Genomic DNA, 18,260 nt, shown 5'->3' on the forward strand with positions numbered 1-18,260 from the left:
GCTTACTGACTGCAACGCTATTGGCTATCCTGGCTTACGCCCGCAGCAACGTCAATCGGCAGGCGCAAGCCGTTGTTCACCACACTCAGGCGCAAGCCGGGCAAAACATTGCTGATGACATTGCCAGACAGTTGCACCACAGGCGCGTTGCTATCGGCGTGTTTCTCTGCAGTAGCGCCTGGCGCGGCCGGCCCCGTATCTCCGCTGGCGATCATGTCGGCTTGCACCATATTGCCCTGCGACGGCGCCACGGCGATAGTTGCAATCACGCTCGCTATCGCGCTTTGCAGCGCTTCCGTCGGATTGACTTTGAGTACGCCGTCAACATAGTTCAAGGCGTAGTTATTCGACGCCTGCCCCGATGCCGACACCAGGTAGTTGCCTGCAGGAGAACCCGTGGTCGCCGGCGTACTGAACAGCAGGTTTCCACTTACTTCCGATGCCAGCGTATCGCCCGCCACCAGGCCGCTATAGCTGGCGCTGAACGGAGGATTGACACGTCCCTGGTCTTTCTCAGCGTTATCAACCTTCACCGTCAGCGCCGCCTGCGAAATGCTGGCCGTGGTGATGGCCTGGTTGCTGGCCAATATATAGTTGCCCGCATCGGCGCCGCCCAAGCCCAGGCCACTGATGGTCACGATCTTGCCTGTCGCCGCATTTTTGTCGCTGAACGCTCCGCGCACAGGCCCGCCCGCCAGGCTCAATGCATCGCCGGCCACCATGCCATTAAAGCTCGCACCCGACAGGTTCAGGCTGGCCGCCGTGCTGCCGTCATACACCTTGTTGGCCGCCACGATGCCGGAAATGCCGCTGATGGACGCTGGCGTAATGCTGGCCGTCAAGCCGGTCGGATTGCTCACCGTGTAATTGCTGGCAGAACCCGCCGTTGTACCACTACCTGCGTCGAGCAAGGTAGTGCCGCTGACCGTCACGGTTTTTGCATTGGCCGCGTTCTTGTCGCTAAAAGCCGCCACCTGGCCGCCGATGGACAGGGTTTCGCTACCCACCAGGCCACTCAGGCTGCCGCCAATCAGTTGCGCCACCGTATTGCCATCGTAGACCTTGTTGTTCGCTACCTGGCCGATCACCGTCAAGGCTTTCGGCGTGATACTGGCCGTCAAGCCGGTAGGATTGGTCACCGTGTAATTGCTGGCAGAACCCGAGCCATCGAGCAAGGTGGTGCCGCTGACCGTCACGGTTTTCGCATTACCCGCGTTCTTGTCGCCGAAGTTGGCCGTCTGGCCGCCGATGGACAGGGTTTCATCGCCCACCAGGCCAATCAGGCTGCCGCCGGACAGTTGCGCCACCGTGTTGCCATCGTAGACCTTGTTGCTCGCCACCTGGCCGATCACCGCCAAGACTTTCGGCGTAATGCTGGCCGTCAAGCCAGTCGGATTGCTCACCGTGTAATTGCTGGCCGAACCCGAGCCATCGAGCAAGGTGGTGCCACTGACCGTCACGGTTTTTGCATTGGCCGCATTCTTGTCGCTGAAGGCAGCAGTCTGGCCGCCGATGGACAGGGTTTCGCTACCAACCAGGCCGCTCAGGCTGCCACCGGTCAGTTGCGCCATCGTATTGCCATCGTAGACCTTGTTGCCCGCCACCTGGCCGATTACCGTCAAGGCTTTCGGGGTAATGCTGGCCGTCAAACCAGTCGGATTGGTCACCGTGTAATTGCTGGCCGAGCCCGCCGTTGTACCATTACCTGCGTCCAGCAAGGTGGTGCCGCTGACCGTCACGGTTTTCGCATTGGCCGCATTCTTGTCGCTGAAGGCAGCCGTCTGGCCGCCGATGGACAGGGTTTCACTACCGACCAGGCCGCTCAGGCTGCCGCCGACCAGTTGCGCCACTGTATTGCCGTCGTAGACCTTGTTGCCGGCGACCTGGCCCACTACCGTCAATGCTTTCGGCGTGATGCTGGCAGTCGTTGCGGCGGTCGTATTTGCCAGGTTGTAATTGCCCGCATCGGCGCCGCCCAATGTGATGCCGCTGATGCTGACGGCTTTCCCATTGGCGGCATTCTTGTCGCTGAAGCTGCCGCTGGCGTTCGCTACCGTCAGGTTGTCATTGCCGATGACGCCAGCAAACGAGGCGCTACCCGCATTCAGGCTGGCAGTCGCGTTACCGTCATACACCTTGTTGCTGGCAAGAATGCCACCCACGCTGTTAATGGTCGCCTTGCTGATATCGGCCGTCGTGCTGGCATTGGTGCTGGCCAGGTTGTAGTTGCCGGCATCGGCGCCGCCTAGTGCGATGCCGCTGATGCTGACGGTTTTTCCAGTCGCCGCGTTCTTGTCGCTGAAGCTGCCGCTGGCGTTCGCCACCGTCAGGTTGTCGTTGCCGATGATACCGGCAAACGAGGCACTGCCCGCATTCAGGCTGGCGGCCGTGCCGCCGTCATACACCTTGTTGCTGGCAAGAATGCCCCCTACGCTACTGATAGTCGCCTTGCTGATATCGGCCGTCGTGCTGGCATTGGTGCTGGCCAGGTTGTAGTTGCCGGCATCGGCGCCGCCCAGGGTGATGCCGCTGATGCTGACAGTTTTTCCAGTGGCGGCATTCTTGTCGCTAAAGCTGCCACTGGCGTTCGCTACCGTCAGATTATCGTTACCGATAATGCCGTCAAACGAGGCACTGCCTGCATTCAGGCTGGCCGTCGCGTTACCGTCATACACCTTGTTGCCAGCAAGAATGCCCCCCACGCTATTGATGGTCGCCTTGCTGATATCGGCCGTGCCGCTGGACGCGTTGTTGGCCAGGATATAGTTGCCCGCATCGGCGCCGCTCAAGGTGATGTTGCTAGCCGCCACCGTCTTGCCGGTACCCGCATTCTTGTCGCTGAATGCACCGCTGCCTGCGACTGTCAGGCTGTCGCCCTTCATCATGCCATCGAAAGTTCCTGCACCGGTCAGCGTGGCCGTGGTCAAGCCATCGTAAGTCTTGTTGTTCACGCCCACGCTCGTCACACTGTTGATAGTTGCCTTGCCGATATCGGCCGTGCCGCTGGACTTGTTATTGCTCAGGATATAGTTGCCCGCATCGGTGCCGGTCAAGGTGATGCCGCTGGCCGCCACGGCCTTGCCGGTACCGGCATTCTTGTCGCTGAATGCGCCGCTGCCTGCGACTGTCAGGCTGTCGCCCTTCAGCATGCCATCGAAGGTGGCCGCGCCGGTCAGCGTGGCCGTGGTCAAGCCATCGTAGGTCTTGTTGTTCACGCCCACGCTCGTCACGCTATTGATGGTCGCCTTGCCGATATCGGCCGTGCCGCTGGACGCGTTGTTGGCCAGGATATAGTTGCCAGCATCGGTGCCGGTCAAGGTGATGCCGCTGGCCGCCACGGCCTTGTTGGTACCGGCATTCTTGTCGCTGAATGCACCGCTGCCTGCGACTGTCAGGCTGTCGCCCTTCATCATGCCATCGAAGGTGGCCGCACCGGTCAGCGTGGCCGTGGTCAAGCCATCGTAAGTCTTGTTGTTCACGCCCACGCTCGTCACGCTATTGATGGTCGCCTTGCCGATATCGGCCGTGCCGCTGGACTTGTTGTTGCTCAGGATGTAGTTGCCCGCATCGGTGCCGGTCAAGGTGATGCCGCTGGCCGCCACCGTCTTGCCGGTACCGGCATTCTTGTCGCTGAATGCACCGCTGCCTGCGACTGTCAGGCTGTCGCCCTTCACCATGCCATCGAAGGTGGCCGCGCCGGTCAGCGTGGCCGTGGTCAAGCCATCGTAGGTCTTGTTGTTCACGCCCACGCTCGTCACGCTATTGATAGTCGCCTTGCCGATATCGGCCGTGCCGCTGGACGCGTTGTTGGCCAGGATATAGTTGCCCGCATCGGTGCCGGTCAAGGTGATGCCGCTGGCCGCCACCGTCTTGCCGGTACCCGCATTCTTGTCGCTGAATGCACCGCTGCCTGCGACTGTCAGGCTATCGCCCTTCATCATGCCATCGAAGGTGGCCGCGCCGTTCAGTGTAGCGGTGGTCAAGCCATCGTAGGTCTTGTTGTTCACGCCCACGCTCGTCACGCTATTGATGGTCGCCTTGCCGATATCGGCCGTGCCGCTGGACGCGTTGTTGGCCAGTATATAGTTGCCCGCATCGGTGCCGGTCAAGGTGATGCCGCTGGCCGCCACCGTCTTGCCGGTACCGGCATTCTTGTCGCTGAATGCACCGCTGCCTGCGACTGTCAGGCTGTCACCCTTCATCATGCCATCGAAAGTTCCTGCACCGGTCAGCGTGGCCGTGGTCAAGCCATCGTAAGTCTTGTTGTTTACGCCGACGCTCGTCACACTGTTGATAGTTGCCTTGCCGATATCGGCCGTGCCGCTGGACTTGTTATTGCTCAGGATATAGTTGCCCGCATCGGTGCCGGTCAAGGTGATGCCGCTGGCCGCCACCGTCTTGCCGGTACCCGCATTCTTGTCGCTGAATGCACCGCTGCCTGCGACTGTCAGGCTGTCACCCTTCATCATGCCATCGAAGTTGGCAGCACCGGTCAGCGTGGCCGTGGTCAAGCCATCGTAGGTCTTGTTGTTCACGCCGACGCTCGTCACGCTATTGATGGTCGCCTTGCTGATGTTGGCAGTCAGATTACCGGGACTGGTGAAGCTGTAATTGCTGGCCAGGCCAGTGCCATCCTGCAAGACGGTGCCATTGATCGTGACGACCTTGCCCGTACCCACGTTCTTGTCGCTGAAGGTACCGACACCGCCACTGAAGTTCAGGGTTTCACCGCTGACCACGCCAATCAGATTACCACCCGACAACACCGCCGCTGTCGTGCCATCGTAGACTTTATTGCCTGCCGTGACGCCCGACAAGGTAACGGCCTTCGGCGTGATACTGGCTGTCGCCGTCGCCGTGTTGTTGATGAAATTATAGTTACCCAGGTCGCTGCCACTCAGGGTAATCCCCGCGATATTGACGGTCTTGTTGCTGCCCACGTTTTTATCCGTAAACGCGCCGCTGGCACTGAACAATTGCACGTCATCGCCGGCAATCTTGCCATTGATCACAGCTGAGGCGGGGCTGAGACTGACGTTCAGGTTGCCGTTATATACCTTGTCCAGGGCAGTCAAACCGGTGACATTGCTGATCGACGCTTTCGTGATAGTGCCCGTCACGCCAGAAGGCGCGGCCACCGTATAGTTGCTGGCCAGGCCGGTGCCATTGCTCAAGGTCACACCGTTGACTGAAATGGGCTTGTTCGTCCCCACGTTCTTGTCGTTGTAGCTGCCCTGGGCAGTCAAGCCAAGGGTTTCCGAGCCGACCAGGCCATTGAGCGTGCCGCCGGCGAGAGTTACATCGCGCGTGCCATCGTAGACCTTATTGCCGTTCACGCCAGTCAGGGTCAAGGTCTTGGCGCTGATGTTGGCCGTGCTGCTGGACATATCACTGGCCAGGTTATAGTTGCCCGAGTCCGTTCCGCCCAATGCGATGCCGCTGATATTGACGGTCTTGCCATTGCCGGCGTTCTTGTCGCTGAAGCTGCCGCTGGCATTCGACACCGTCAAGTTGTCGCCGCCCACCATGCCGGCAAACGACGCCCCTGCCACGTTCAGGCTGGCGCCAAGCGTGCCGTCATACACCTTGTTGCCTGCAATAAGGCCGCTCACCCCTGAAATCGTGGCTTTGCTGATATCAGCGATGCTGCTGGCGGTAGTCGTGGTCAGGCTGTAGTTGCCAGCGTCCGTACCACCGAGCGCAATACCGCTGATACTGACCGTCTTGCCGCTGCCCGCGTTCTTGTCGCTGAAGCTGCCGCTTGCATTTGACACCGTCAGATTGTCGCCAAGTACCATACCGCTAAACGACGCCCCTGTCGTGTTCAGGTTGGCGGTAACGCTGCCGTCATACACCTTGTTGCCAGCTGCAATACCGCTGACGCTGGCAATGCTTGCCTTGCTGATGTTGGCGGTGGTGTTTGCAGTGTTGCTGGCCAGGTTGTAGTTGCCAGCGTCCGTGCCGCCCAACACGATACCGCTGACATTGACGGTTTTGCCATTGCCGGCGTTCTTGTCGCTGAAGCTGGCGCTGGCATTCGACAGCGTCAGGTTGTCGCCACCCACCATGCCGGCAAACGACGCTCCTGCCGTGTTCAGGCTGGCGGCCGTGCTGCCGTCATACACCTTGTTGCCGGCCACCAGACCGTTCACGCCGGTAATGCTTGCCTTGCTGATATCGGCGGTGCTGCTGGCGGTGGTATTGGTCAGGTTATAGTTACCCGCATCTGCTCCACCGAGCGCGAGACCGCTGATATTGACCGTCTTGCCATTGCCGGCGTTCTTGTCGCTGAAGCTGCCGCTGGCGCTCGATACCGTCAGGTTGTCTCCACCCACCATGCCGGCAAATGACGCGCCCGCCGCGTTCAGGCTGGCGGCAACAGTGCCGTCATAGACCTTGTTGCCAGCCAGAATACCGCTCACGCTGCTGACAGTCGCCTTGCTGATGTTGGCAGTGACATTTGTAGGATTGCTGATCGTATAATTACTAGCGAGACCAGTACCGTTCTGCAAGGTGGTGCCACTGACGGTCACCGACTTGCCATTGCCGACATTTTTGTCGCTGAAGACACCCGTGCTGCCGCTGAAACCCAGCGTTTCACCATTGACCAGATTGCTCAAGGAACCACCGAACAAGAAGGCATCCGTCGTGGCGTCATAGATTTTATTAGCAGCCGTCATGCCAGAAATCGTCAATACCCTGGGCGTAATCGCGCCGACAATGCCGGTCGGTGCAGTCAGCGTATAGTTACTGGCCAGGCCAGTGCCATTGCTCAAGGTGTTCGGATTGACTGCCACGGCCTTGCCTGTACCGGCGTTCGCATCCGCGTACGTGCCGGCCAGGTTAGCCAGACTCAGTGTTTCATTGCCGACCAGGCCATTCAAGCTGCCGCCCGTAAAAGTGGCGCCGGTATTGCCGTCATACTGTTTGCTGGCGACGGACAAGCCACTCACGGTCAAGGCCTTGGGCGTGATATTGCCGGTCAGTGAGCCGGACGCCGTAATCACATAATTGCCGCCCGCGCTGCCAGTTCCCACTGCGGTCACCGCGATGCCGTTACCAGCATTCTGGCTGGCAAACACACCCGTATTGAACTGCACGTTGCCGAGATCCTGGGCCAGCACGCCGCTCAAGCTGCCTCCGCTCAAGCTGGCGTTGGTCGTGCCATCATAAGCACGGTTGATCACCGTAGCGCCGCTCAGGGACACCCCGAGCTGTGCAATCGTCAGGGTGGCGGCATTATTGCTGATAACGTAGCCATGCTGGCCCGAATACAGACCGCCCGCCGTAATGGCATACGTGCCGGCGTTGATGGCGCTACCCGCCGCGCCATAGTTCAAGGTTCCCTGCAGCCGGCTATCGGTCAGGGTGGAATAGGTATACGTGGGCGCCGTCCAGCTATTGGTGCCATCGTAGGTCTTGCTGGCCGTCCCATTGAAATTGACATACAACGGCGTCATGAATGAGCGCAGCAAGGGCGTGCTATTGCCGTCATACACGATCCAGGTGCCGCCCAGGTCCCAGCCGGCAGCGCTGAAGATGGACAGGGTTTTCAGCTGCGCCGTGCTCAAGCCTGTGCCGGTTGCGCTGCTTGCCTTGCCGCTGGCGATGCTATCCCAGAAATTACCGCTGGACGCACCGCTATTGGTGCCCGCCAGCCCACCGGCATTGCTTGTACCGCTGACGACGCCGTTGGCATAGTTGTTGGTCAGCGTGCCAGCGTTGGCGCCCACCAGCCCACCACTACTGTCCGTGCCGCTCACGGCGCCGGAGGCATAATTATTGCTGACAGTGCCGGAACTGTAGCCCACCAGGCCACCCACCTGGGAAGCGCCAGTCACGCTGACCGTGCTGAAACTGCCGTTGACAGTACCGGCGTTACTGCCCACCAGGGCGCCCGTATAATTCTTGCCGGTAATACTGCCCCCCTCCAATCCCACATTAGCGATGTATGCGTTGCTGGCGGTGGCGCCAAACAGACCGGCGTAATCGATGCCGGAACGGTTGACCACCAGGCCATAAATGGTATGCCCGGCACCATCGAACCTGCCGGCGAACGGTGTGGCGCCACTCGTCCCGACGGGAATGAAACTGCCGCCATTCCATACGTCCAGGGTGCTGCTGGCCGTGGTCGCCGCAGCGATATCGTTGGCCAGCACATATTGGGCAGTCAAACTCATGCCCATCAATTGCAGCTGGTGCGCCGAGCTAATCGTGTTCGACCATTCCGAAGCCAGCATCGGCAAGGTGGCGCCCGTGCCCGTAGTGCTGTTGAAGCTGCCATCGGTATTGACCATCACCCAGTTGTTGCCTGTCGCGCCGGCACTGGTGGTGAAATTAAAACCGGTGAAATTGGAGGCGCTTTTCATCTGCGTGCTGCTCAGGCCAGTGAAGGTGGCAGTGCCGGTGTTGAGTCCTATCGCGGATCCGGCATTGAGCGTGGTATTGTAAATGCCATTGACGATGCCATTCGGCGCCTGATTCTGGCCAGCCACGCCGCCAACATTGCTGGCGCCAGTGACTTTACCGCTGGAATATACATTGGTCAGGCTACTGCGCCCGTTGGCGCTACCACCGGTGGTACTGTCATTCCAGCCGACCACGCCACCCACATTGCTGACACCGCTGACATTTCCGGTGGCATAACTGTTGAGGACTAATCCACCAGATTGATTAAAGCCGACTAATCCACCAACTTTGTCACCGGAAAGATTACTACCGGCAGGCCCTGCTGTTCCAGTGACGCCTGAAGTCGAATAACTATTGCTGATCGTGCCTGACACATTTTGGCCCACCAGGCCACCGATCTGGCTATGGCCTGTCACCGCACCGGTAGCGTAACTGTACTGGACGATGCCTTTAGCGCCACTTACAGCATCGTAACGGTTATAGCCAATCAAGCCCCCGGCCATTTGTCCACCAGTCACCGCGCCAGTGGCAAAGCTACTGGAAACCGTGCCAAAATTAAAAGCCACCAGGCCGCCAGCACTGCCCGTAGCGTCGCTGTTCACTGCACCAGTAGCCGAACTATTTGTAATGTTGCCGCTCAAAGCGTTATTACCCACCAGGCCACCGGCGCCATAAAACCCGGCAGACACCACAGTAGCACTGGAACGGCTATTGCTAATGCTCCCATAGTTCAAGCCTACCAACCCTCCTGATGTGGTGATGTTGCTACCGCTGACATTTCCGCTCGAATAAGTATTATTGATCTGGCCGAAATTCTCACCCGCCAGCGCACCAGCACCCAAGTAAGAGCCTGCAGCACCGGTGATATTGGCGCCGATCAGGCCCAGGTTGCTCACCGAACCCGTGCTGCCGATCGAGCCGAACAGGCCAACATTGGCCTCTTGCCGATTGACGTACAGATTATTGACGACATGACCCAAGCCATCAAACCTGCCACTGAACTGCACGCCAGATCCGATAGGCACAAAACCACCGCCCCCCCAGCCAGCCGTCAAAGTAGCATCGATATTGCTACCCAAGACATAATTGCCGCCCAACGCACCATTAATGCCTTGCAAATCGTTGCCCGTCAGACTGCCTTGCGCACCCAGGCTATTAATCACCTGATACGTAATCACCGGACCGCTACTGCCCTGTTTGGTGCTGAAATTATTGCCTGAAGGCAGATCCACTGCCGCCTTCACGTTGTAGGTGCTGCCCGTGCCGGCGGCCGAACTCTGGCCATATTCCAGCGCCAGGCTGGCCGTGCCGCTGCCGCGCATGGCGGTGTTGATATTGATATTGTTTTGCGCCGTCAGGGTCAGCTTGTTGGCCGACCAGGAAATCGTATCGTTGACGTTGATATTGCCCTGCGTGCCACTGCCGCCCGACACGCTCTGGATCTGCACATTGCTCGATTTGAGCATATTGCTAAAGAAGGCGCCCGTCTGGTCGCCACCGGACGCGGCAATATTGTAGTCGGTCGGATCGATCAGCCAGGTGCCGGCCAGGCCCTTGGCCGCCGCCGTGGTCACCTTCAAGCCATCGTCGAGCTTGACGTGCGCGGCCGAGGTATCGATAAAGCCGCCATTGCCGCCCGTGGGGGCGCTGGCGTCCAGGGTGCCGGCCGCGTTCACCGTGCCGCTTTGCATGTCGCCCAGCAGTTTGATGGTGCCGCCGCGCGTGTCGATGGTATGTGCCTCGATGATGCCCGTGTTGTTGACCACGGTTTTCAGCAAGTCTCCGGCCGCCTGCGCGCTCAGCAGCACGCTGCCGCCATCGGCCTTGATCAAGCCGCCATTATTGACCAGCGCGCCGACCGCCCCTTCGTTGATGGCCACGTTGAGCAAGCCGTCGCCGGCCACGTCCAGCGTGATGGCGCGGCCAGCCGCCAGCGCAACCGATCCCAGGCGTGCCTGGATCGTGCCTTCATTCGACACATTGGCGCCCAGCAAGGCAACGTAACCACCGGGCGCGCTGATGCTGCCCTGGTTCAAGACCTTGCCGGTGCCATTACCACTGAATTGGTACTTGCCCGACATAAAGTCGTTATTGGAAATATCCAAGGTCGAGGCCACCAGGCCCGCCGTATTGACGGAGGCGCCCTGGCCGAACAGGATGCCGTTCGGGTTGACGATAAACACCTTGCCGTTGGCCGATAAGTTGCCCAGGATGCTGGTGCCGTCGCTGCCCAGCACCCGGTTCAAGGCCACCGCATTGCTGTTGGGCTGCTTGAACTGCACCGATTCGCCTTGGCCGATATTGAAGCTGGCCCAGTTGATGACGGCATTCTGGCTGCCCTGGTTGATCACGGTCGAGCCTGGTGCGCCATTGATCGTCGCCTGCCCCGCCACCACGTTACCGCCCGTCGGCCCCGCCAGGGCCAGCGAACCATAGCCCAGCATCAAGGCCGCCGCCATGCTGGTCAGCGCGAAATGCGCGCCGCCACCGCTGGCGCCGGGCAAGGAGCGCTTGCCGGCCGATTTGACGTTTTCAGAGACGGCGGCATAAGCGCCGGTGGCCTGGTTCCAGATGGAGCGGTAAATGTGGTTCATGATGGTATCCCGATGGTCTCGATATTATTTTTAGAAGTACTTCACGGCTTGCAGCCAGAAACGGCCGGATGCATCCGGCGCCGAGGTGGCCTTGGCATTGCCCAGCTTGTGGGCGTAATAGGCCTTGACGATCAGCGCATTGGCGCCCGTCCACGTCAGGCCCAGGCCGGCGCCGCTCAAGGTGCGGCGGTTTTCGCCGGCACTCCAGGCATCGCGGTTGAGCTTGACGGTGCCCGTGTCGGCAAAGCCCACCAGTTGCAGCTGGCCGACAGCGGCATCGAAGGCCGGCAGGTTGCGGCGCAATTCCAGGTTCAGCACATAGCCCTGGTCGCCATACGCTTCGCCACCGGGATAGGCACGCACGCCACCCACGCCACCCAGTCCCATCTTTTCAGACACGTCGAGATTCTTCGAGGCCCATTGGGCATTGAGCAAACCATAGAAGGTGGTTTCCGCACCCAGGTTTTGCAGCCGCACGCCGGTAAAGCCCAGCTTGTTGAACGTACCGTTGCTATTGACGGTCAACTGGTCGATCAGCAAGGCCAGCGGCGTCTTGATATCGATCTTGCCGTTGGTATAGGTCAGCGAATAGGTGGACAGGCCGCCGCCGCCGAAGCTGTCGCGCGCGTCGCCATTGAGGTTCAGCATCCAGATCTGGGCATCCTTGTCATTCACGGTGCCCGTCGATTCGGTCTTGTCCTGGAACTTCTTGCTGTCATAGCTCAGTTGCAGATACAGATTGTTGGAACGCGAACGTATCAGCGGATAACTGCCATACAGGCTGGCGATCTTGGCCGTGCCCTTGGCTTCCAGCACGGCAAATTCCTTGCCCAGACGGTAATCCATATACGTGTAGGCGGCGCCCAGGCGCGCCGCGCCGATCTGGCCCTGGTAGGCGCCGCGCACATAGTTCAAGCCATCGGCCGAGGTGAAAGCGCGGACGGTGGCCACGTCGCCGATGCCGGCCAGTTCTGTCAGGTTGACGGTGGCGCCGATACGGTTGCGGCCCGTGTAGCGGTTGCCCTGGTTATCCGCGTCGACGCTGCCGTTGACGCGCGCGCCGGGCTGCAAGTCGACGATCAGGTCGGACGTACCCAGGCTTTCGCCTGGCGCCAGCGTAGACGACGCCTGCACGCCAGGCATGTCGGACAGCAGCAGCAAGCGCCGCTCGAGTGGTTCGGTAGCGATGATCTGGCCATCGAGGCCCGTCAGGATGGTGTTGGCCAGGCCATCGGACAAGCGGCTGGCATTGCGCACCGTCACCTTGCCATACTGGCCAGGCAATACTGCGATATTGACCACGCCATCCTTGATGTCTTGCGCAGGCAAATAAGCCTGTGCCAGGAAATAACCGCGCGTATGGTAATAGTCGGCAATCTTCGTTGCCATCGCACGCAAGTCAGTCAGGCTCAGCTCGCTGCCTGGCACAAAGCCCGTCGCTGCGATCAGCTCGCTTTCCGCAAACAGCGGCGAGGTCACGCGCAAACTCTGCACGGTGATGCGCGTGGTATCTCCCGCGACGGTAGCCGGCACATTGCCTTGCTGCACACGGATTTCGGGAGGCGCCTTCTTCAACTGCGGCGTGGCCGGTATCTGCTGCAACTGGCTGCCGGCGCCGGGCGGGTCCACGGCATAAGCATGTTGAATCAGGACCAGCAGGGTCAGGGGCAATAATCTGGCGTTCAAGTTCTTCCTCTCGATCGGCCTGCGGCAGCGGGGCAGGCGCAAAAAGTATCTGTTGTATGCTGGAGAGAATTAATAATTTTGATAACAATGTGAAATTATAGGCAGCCGCAATAATGGCTATTCTCAAAAGCAATATTGATACATTCTAGTCCTGTAAAACGTTGCCGTGATGCTATAAGAAGAACTTTGAGCCTGCGCATCAAGGATCGCTGTTCAAACACAAAAAAGGCCTGAAAATACGTCAAACTGCTGATTTCATGCTGTCTTAAATGTATCTAAAACGCAACAAAATTATCAGGGAAACACTCCCAAAATGCTAGTCGTCGCTTTTGTTGAGAAAAATACACTGTTATTGCTTTTGGTTGCCAAATAGAACAATTAATTAAAATATAAATAAATTTATTTCAAATTAATAATGGTATGGAAAAGTTCACATTTGCTTACGTGGAGGGAGCGCTGAATGCAGAAGGAAATTGCTAGCGGGGCAAGCCAGGGAAGAGGCCTGCCCAAGAGGGCAAGACAGAAGACAATAAAGGCCGATACGGCGGACGGGTTACGCCCGCCGTATCGATGCGGACGTCAGCCGAGATGCGCCTTGGCGGCCTTGCGGCGGCGCGCCATCACGCCGGCCAGCGCCAGGCCGGTCAGCATCATCACATAGGTTTCCGGCTCGGGGACGGCCGAGATGTACTCGTAAGTCACCGTCAAGCGGCCGGCCGCAGCCGTTTCAAACTGGGTCAGCAAATTGCCGGAACCACTGCCGTTCGAAGCGCCGAGGGCATTCAGGCCCAGGTTGATGAAGCCGCCGCCATCGGACGAGAACAGGCCAAAGTCGCTGCCACTGCGGCTGATGAAACTGTTGGAACCACTGCTGCTGCGCAAGCCGGTGCTGGCGCCCGAGGTGCCCGCAAAGTCGATCGTGCCGTCAAATGCGCTCAGCGCAAACGTTTCGCTGAAGATAGGATTGGCGACCACCAGCACGGAATTGTCGGGACGATACAAGGTCAGCAGCGACGACAGGCTCAGGGTGACGTCGGAAGCGCTGGCATCGAGGCTTTCCGCCCTGCCCGTGCCTTGCACCTGGCCGACCAGGGAAAACGTAATCGATTGCAAGAAGCCCAGATTGCTGTCGAACTTGGCCAGGTTCAAAGTGTCGCTCCAGTTGGTACCACTGAAGCCGCGCTCCACGTTGAATGTTTGGGTATATACCTCGTCGTGCGGGGCTGCCAGCACAGCTTGTGGGACGCTCAAGCCGAGCACTGCGGCCGTCGCCAGGGCGTAGAGAGATTTTTGCATCGATAGCTCCAATTTATCAGGAAAAAAGTCACAGGTTGCACAAGAACCAAAAAGCGCTCCAGTGCACACACCAGAAATCAGAAGTCTGATCCTCCAGTTAACTAATTGTAATAAATGCCATCAATTGAATATGCACACTTTGTTGCAATTTTGAAAATTATGATTGTATTTTTGATTGCGAAATGTGCTTGGCGATAGCGTGATTGGGAAACAGATTTCTGGTCAGAATCAATGTCATCGGTAACCATTAGTTAAACCCGCTTCCATCAACGACAAACGGCGCGCCCCTGGAAAGGGTCGCGCCGTTTTAAAGCAGACTGGAAGACAAGGCTTTTTGTTACGTTTTCTTGTGCAGCCGGGTAATCAGGCTCGATGTATCGTAGCGGTTGCCGCCCGCTTGCTGTACTTCGCTGTAGAACTGGTCCGTCAATTCCGTTACGGGCAGCTGACTACCGTTACGCCTGGCTTCGGCGATACAGATACCCAGGTCCTTGCGCATCAGGTCGACCGCGAAACCGAAATCAAACTTGCGCTCGATCATCGTCTTGCCGCGATTTTCCAGCTGCCACGACTGGGCCGCACCCTTGGCGATCACATCGACCACGCGGGCAGCATCGAGGCCCGCATTCTCGGCAAAGGCGATGCCTTCGCTGAGCGCCTGCACCAGGCCCGCGATACAGATCTGGTTGACCATCTTGGTCAATTGCCCCGAACCCGGCGCACCCATATAGGTGACGGCCCGCGCAAACAGGGCGATCACGGCTTCGGCGCGGGCATACGCTTCCTCGTCGCCGCCCACCATCACCGTCAGCTTGCCATTCTCGGCGCCAGCCTGACCGCCGGAGACCGGTGCATCCAGGAAGAACACGCCCTTTTCCCTGGCGGCCGCGTGGATGGTGCGGGCCGCTTCAGCCGAGGCGGTGGTATGGTCGATCAGCACGCTGCCGGGCGCCATGGCGGACAACAAGCCGCCCTCTTCCAGGATCACCTGGTATAGATCATTGTCATTGCCGATGCAGGTGAACACGAATTCGGCCCCGGCAGCAGCAGCGGCCGGCGTGGCCGCGCTCTTGCCCTGATGCTGCTCCAGCCAGGCTGCTGCGCGCGCCGGATTGCGGTTATACACCGTCACCTGATGCCCGCCCGCCGCCAGATGGCCAGCCATGGGAAAGCCCATGACGCCCAAGCCGATGAATGCCACTTTTGCCATATTGTCCGTCCTGTCGATGAAAGAATCCGATTATTGTCACACAAACGGACGGCCGCTGGCAGAGGTGGGCCAGATACTGCTGCCAGCATGCTTGATCATAAAAGCAACACATTAATCAAATGCAATTTTATCTTGCATTTATTGCCACACAATATTATATTGATTTGGTAACAAATAGTATCTATTCGAACATATACCAGCCCATCCATGCCCAGGAGGCGATCTTGCACACCGTCCACACCACCATCTTCCGTTTGAAGGCCCTGACCTTGACCGCTCTGCTGCTCATGGCGGGCACCTCCCAGGCCGGCATTACCGTCTATACCAGCCAGGCAGCGTACCTGGCGGCCGTCAGCGCCACCGCCGTCGACACTTACGACAACTTGCCCCTTGATGCGCTCAATACGCCACTCAATCGCACTGTCGGCGCGTACAGCTATACCGCCACTACCAACGGCACACCAGTCCAGCTGTTTGGCGCGGGTGATGGCGGCGACCATTGGCTCAGCACCAATGCCGCCACCGATAACATCCTGTTTTCCAATTTTTCCAGCACCGTGCGTGGCGTAGGCGGTTTCTTTTTCGGTTCGGATCTTTTCGGCGATTACACCGCCGGTAGCAGCAGCACCCTGACCGCCAGCAATATCCTCGGAGAAGTACTGACTTACCAGCTGATCTTGCCGACACAGTCCTCGTTTGTCGGCTTCATCTCCAGCGACGCCATCGCCACGCTGCGCTTCAAGAGCAACGATGCCGACAATAGTGTATGGCCCACCGTCAATGACTTGCACCTGTCGGCCGCCGCCGTCATTCCTGCCGTTCCGGAACCTTCCAGCTACGCCTTGCTACTGGGCGGCATGGGCTTGCTGGGCTGGATCGCCCGCCGGCGCCGCCAGTCTCGCCAGCATTAAGTTACAGCAACTCACGCAAGGCCCGCACCAGGGCCGCGCATTCGTCCGGACTGCCGATGCTGATGCGCAGAAACTGGCTGATGCGCGGCGCATTGAAGTGGCGCACGATCACGGAACGCGCGCGCAAGCCCGCCGCCAATTGCGCCGCATCGTGCTGCGGATGGCGGGCAAAGATAAAATTGGCCTGCGACGGCAAGACCTCGAAGCCCATTCCGGCCAGTTCAAACGCCAACTGTTGGCGGCTGTCGATCACGGCTTGCCGCGTCTGCTGGAAATAGGCTTCGTCACGGAACGACGCCACGGCGCCGGCCAGCGACAAGCGGTCCAGCGGATAGGAATTGAAACTGTTCTTGACCCGCTCCAGCGCTTCGATCAAGTCCGGCTGGCCCAGCGCGAAACCCACGCGCAAACCAGCCAGCGAACGCGATTTCGACAAGGTCTGCACCACCAGCAGGTTCGGATAACGGGCGATCAGGGCGACCGCGCTATCGCCGCCGAAATCCACATAGGCTTCATCGACCACCACCACCGCCTCGGGATGAGCCAACAAGATGCTTTCCACGGCCGCCAGGCCCAGGCCGATGCCGGTAGGCGCATTCGGATTCGGAAAGATGATGGCGCCGCACGGCCCTGCATAATCGTCGGGACGTATACGCATCTGCTCGTCGAGCGGCACGGTACGGTAATCGATGCCATACAGCTTGCAATACACGGGATAAAAGCTGTAGCTGATATCGGGGAGCAGCAGCGGTGCATCGTGCTTGAGCAAGGCCATGAACACCAGCGCCAGCACTTCATCGGAACCGTTGCCGACAAACACTTCCTTAGTGCTGACACCGTGATACTCAGCCAGTGTTTGCTTCAGTTCGCTAGCGGACGGATCGGGATACAACCGCAAGGTATCCGCCGCCGCCTCGCGCAGCGCGGCCAGCACCTGCGGCGCTGGGCCGTAGGGATTTTCATTGGTATTGAGCTTCACCAGGCCGGGCAGTTTCGGCTGCTCGCCTGGCACATAGGGGGTAAGTTCGCTTACCACGGCACTCCAGTATCGGCTCATTGCAGGCTTATAGTCGGGAAGTTGGGGGGGGGGAGATAAAACTCGATCAGATTACCATAGTGCTTAGCGGGATCAAGGCTGCGGCTGGGGCGAGGACTAGCGTGACATATGCAGATATAACGCGCCTTTGCAGCCTGAAAGGAAACATCATGAACAGCATGCACAAGCTCGATCAAGCAACACCAAATTTTGGTGAGCAGATCCTGGCTGAATTACGGGCAGCCACACAACAGCAACATGCGCCCACGAAAGTCGATCTGCAGCGTGTCTTGGCACTGGCGGAGCGCCTGGCGGTGAACAGCCGCGCCATGCACGATACCCTCGGGACATTGTTTGACAGCCTGCAGAAAAGCGAGGAGCATGCAGTGAATAGCGAGGAGGGTTCAGTCATGAACGAACAAACCGGCACACTGGAAAAAGATATCGCTGGCATGAAAGTGGATATCGCCAGCCTTAAGCTCGATATCGCGGTAGTGCGCTCCAACTATGCAAGCAAGTCCGATGTCGCTGAAGCGAAGTCAGCTGTGATTTTGTCGTGTGTGGGGACGATGATTGCCTTGTCAGGCGTGGCGTTTGCGGTGGCGAAGCTGGTGCACTGAGGCTGAGGGTGGGTTGGCTTTTAAAGCTTGAATAGAGGAAAAAACGCCTTGCGCTGCGCGCTTTGGGCGGTTTTTCTAGCTGGGTTGAGGCGCTAGCTGATAAGTTTCCTTGCAAATGAAAAAAGCTCCCGTCAGGGAGCTTTTTTACTTATTTTGGCGGAGAGGGTGGGATTCGAACCCACGGTACGATTTAACGTACGCTTGATTTCGAGTCAAGTACATTCGACCACTCTGCCACCTCTCCTTTACTACGTGCTGCGGTCTTCGTTTAAATGGACGGTGCCGTTTGAACGAGGCGCTATTCTAGCATGGGGGATGTTGCTTTGGGTAGGGGTTTGTTAGCTGGTACGCTACTGAAGTTCAAAACATGAATGGGCGATTCGGAGAGCCCTGCGCAAGTATGCGCAGGGCTTCGAACTCGGCCGCCTTGGCGCACCGCACGCCCCGCAGGGGGCGGGCTCCTCTTCGCCGGCACAAATAAAAAAAGCTCCCTTGCGG

General features: G+C 58.8%; 7 protein-coding genes and 1 tRNA gene. 2 read left to right on the plus strand and 6 right to left on the minus strand.

Features of this window, described 5'->3' with window-relative positions; translation table 11 throughout:
- Window positions 1-17: 17 nt before the first annotated feature.
- The 4 genes from HDE75_RS14860 to HDE75_RS14875 form a co-directional block, all read right to left on the minus strand.
- A complete protein-coding gene (locus tag HDE75_RS14860; RefSeq protein WP_183676950.1) occupies window positions 18-11,003 on the minus strand; it encodes a YDG domain-containing protein in 10,986 nt (3,661 codons plus the stop codon).
- Between the two features lie 30 nt (window positions 11,004-11,033).
- Window positions 11,034-12,689 (minus strand): ShlB/FhaC/HecB family hemolysin secretion/activation protein, encoded by a 1,656-nt coding sequence (locus tag HDE75_RS14865; protein ID WP_183676949.1) that lies wholly within the window; start codon window positions 12,687-12,689, stop codon window positions 11,034-11,036.
- A gap of 579 nt (window positions 12,690-13,268) precedes the next feature.
- Window positions 13,269-13,985: a choice-of-anchor E domain-containing protein gene (locus HDE75_RS14870; protein ID WP_183751098.1), complete on the minus strand. Its 717-nt coding sequence runs from the start codon at window positions 13,983-13,985 to the stop codon at window positions 13,269-13,271.
- A gap of 337 nt (window positions 13,986-14,322) precedes the next feature.
- Window positions 14,323-15,195 (minus strand): NAD(P)-dependent oxidoreductase, encoded by an 873-nt coding sequence (locus tag HDE75_RS14875; protein ID WP_183676948.1) that lies wholly within the window; start codon window positions 15,193-15,195, stop codon window positions 14,323-14,325.
- Between the two features lie 224 nt (window positions 15,196-15,419).
- Between HDE75_RS14875 and HDE75_RS14880 the strand changes: the two genes are divergently transcribed.
- Entirely contained in the window at window positions 15,420-16,106 is a 687-nt protein-coding gene (locus HDE75_RS14880; RefSeq protein ID WP_260174075.1) for a PEP-CTERM sorting domain-containing protein, read from the plus strand.
- Between the two features lies 1 nt (window position 16,107).
- Here the strand turns inward: HDE75_RS14880 and hisC are convergent, their stop codons facing one another.
- Window positions 16,108-17,163 carry a histidinol-phosphate transaminase gene (gene hisC / locus HDE75_RS14885; protein WP_183676946.1) on the minus strand — a complete coding sequence of 352 codons (1,056 nt, stop codon included), beginning with the start codon at window positions 17,161-17,163 and terminating at the stop codon, window positions 16,108-16,110.
- Window positions 17,164-17,312: 149 nt separating this feature from the next.
- On the opposite strand from hisC, the gene HDE75_RS14890 reads away from it, so the two are divergent.
- Window positions 17,313-17,762 (plus strand): hypothetical protein, encoded by a 450-nt coding sequence (locus HDE75_RS14890; RefSeq protein WP_183676945.1) that lies wholly within the window; start codon window positions 17,313-17,315, stop codon window positions 17,760-17,762.
- A 154-nt stretch (window positions 17,763-17,916) separates the two neighbouring features.
- Here HDE75_RS14890 and HDE75_RS14895 read toward each other — a convergent pair.
- Window positions 17,917-18,006, minus strand: a tRNA-Ser gene (locus HDE75_RS14895).
- Window positions 18,007-18,260 lie beyond the last annotated feature (254 nt).

Origin of the sequence: Janthinobacterium silvisoli (assembly GCF_014200725.1) — a bacterium.
GTDB lineage: Bacteria > Pseudomonadota > Gammaproteobacteria > Burkholderiales > Burkholderiaceae_D > Janthinobacterium.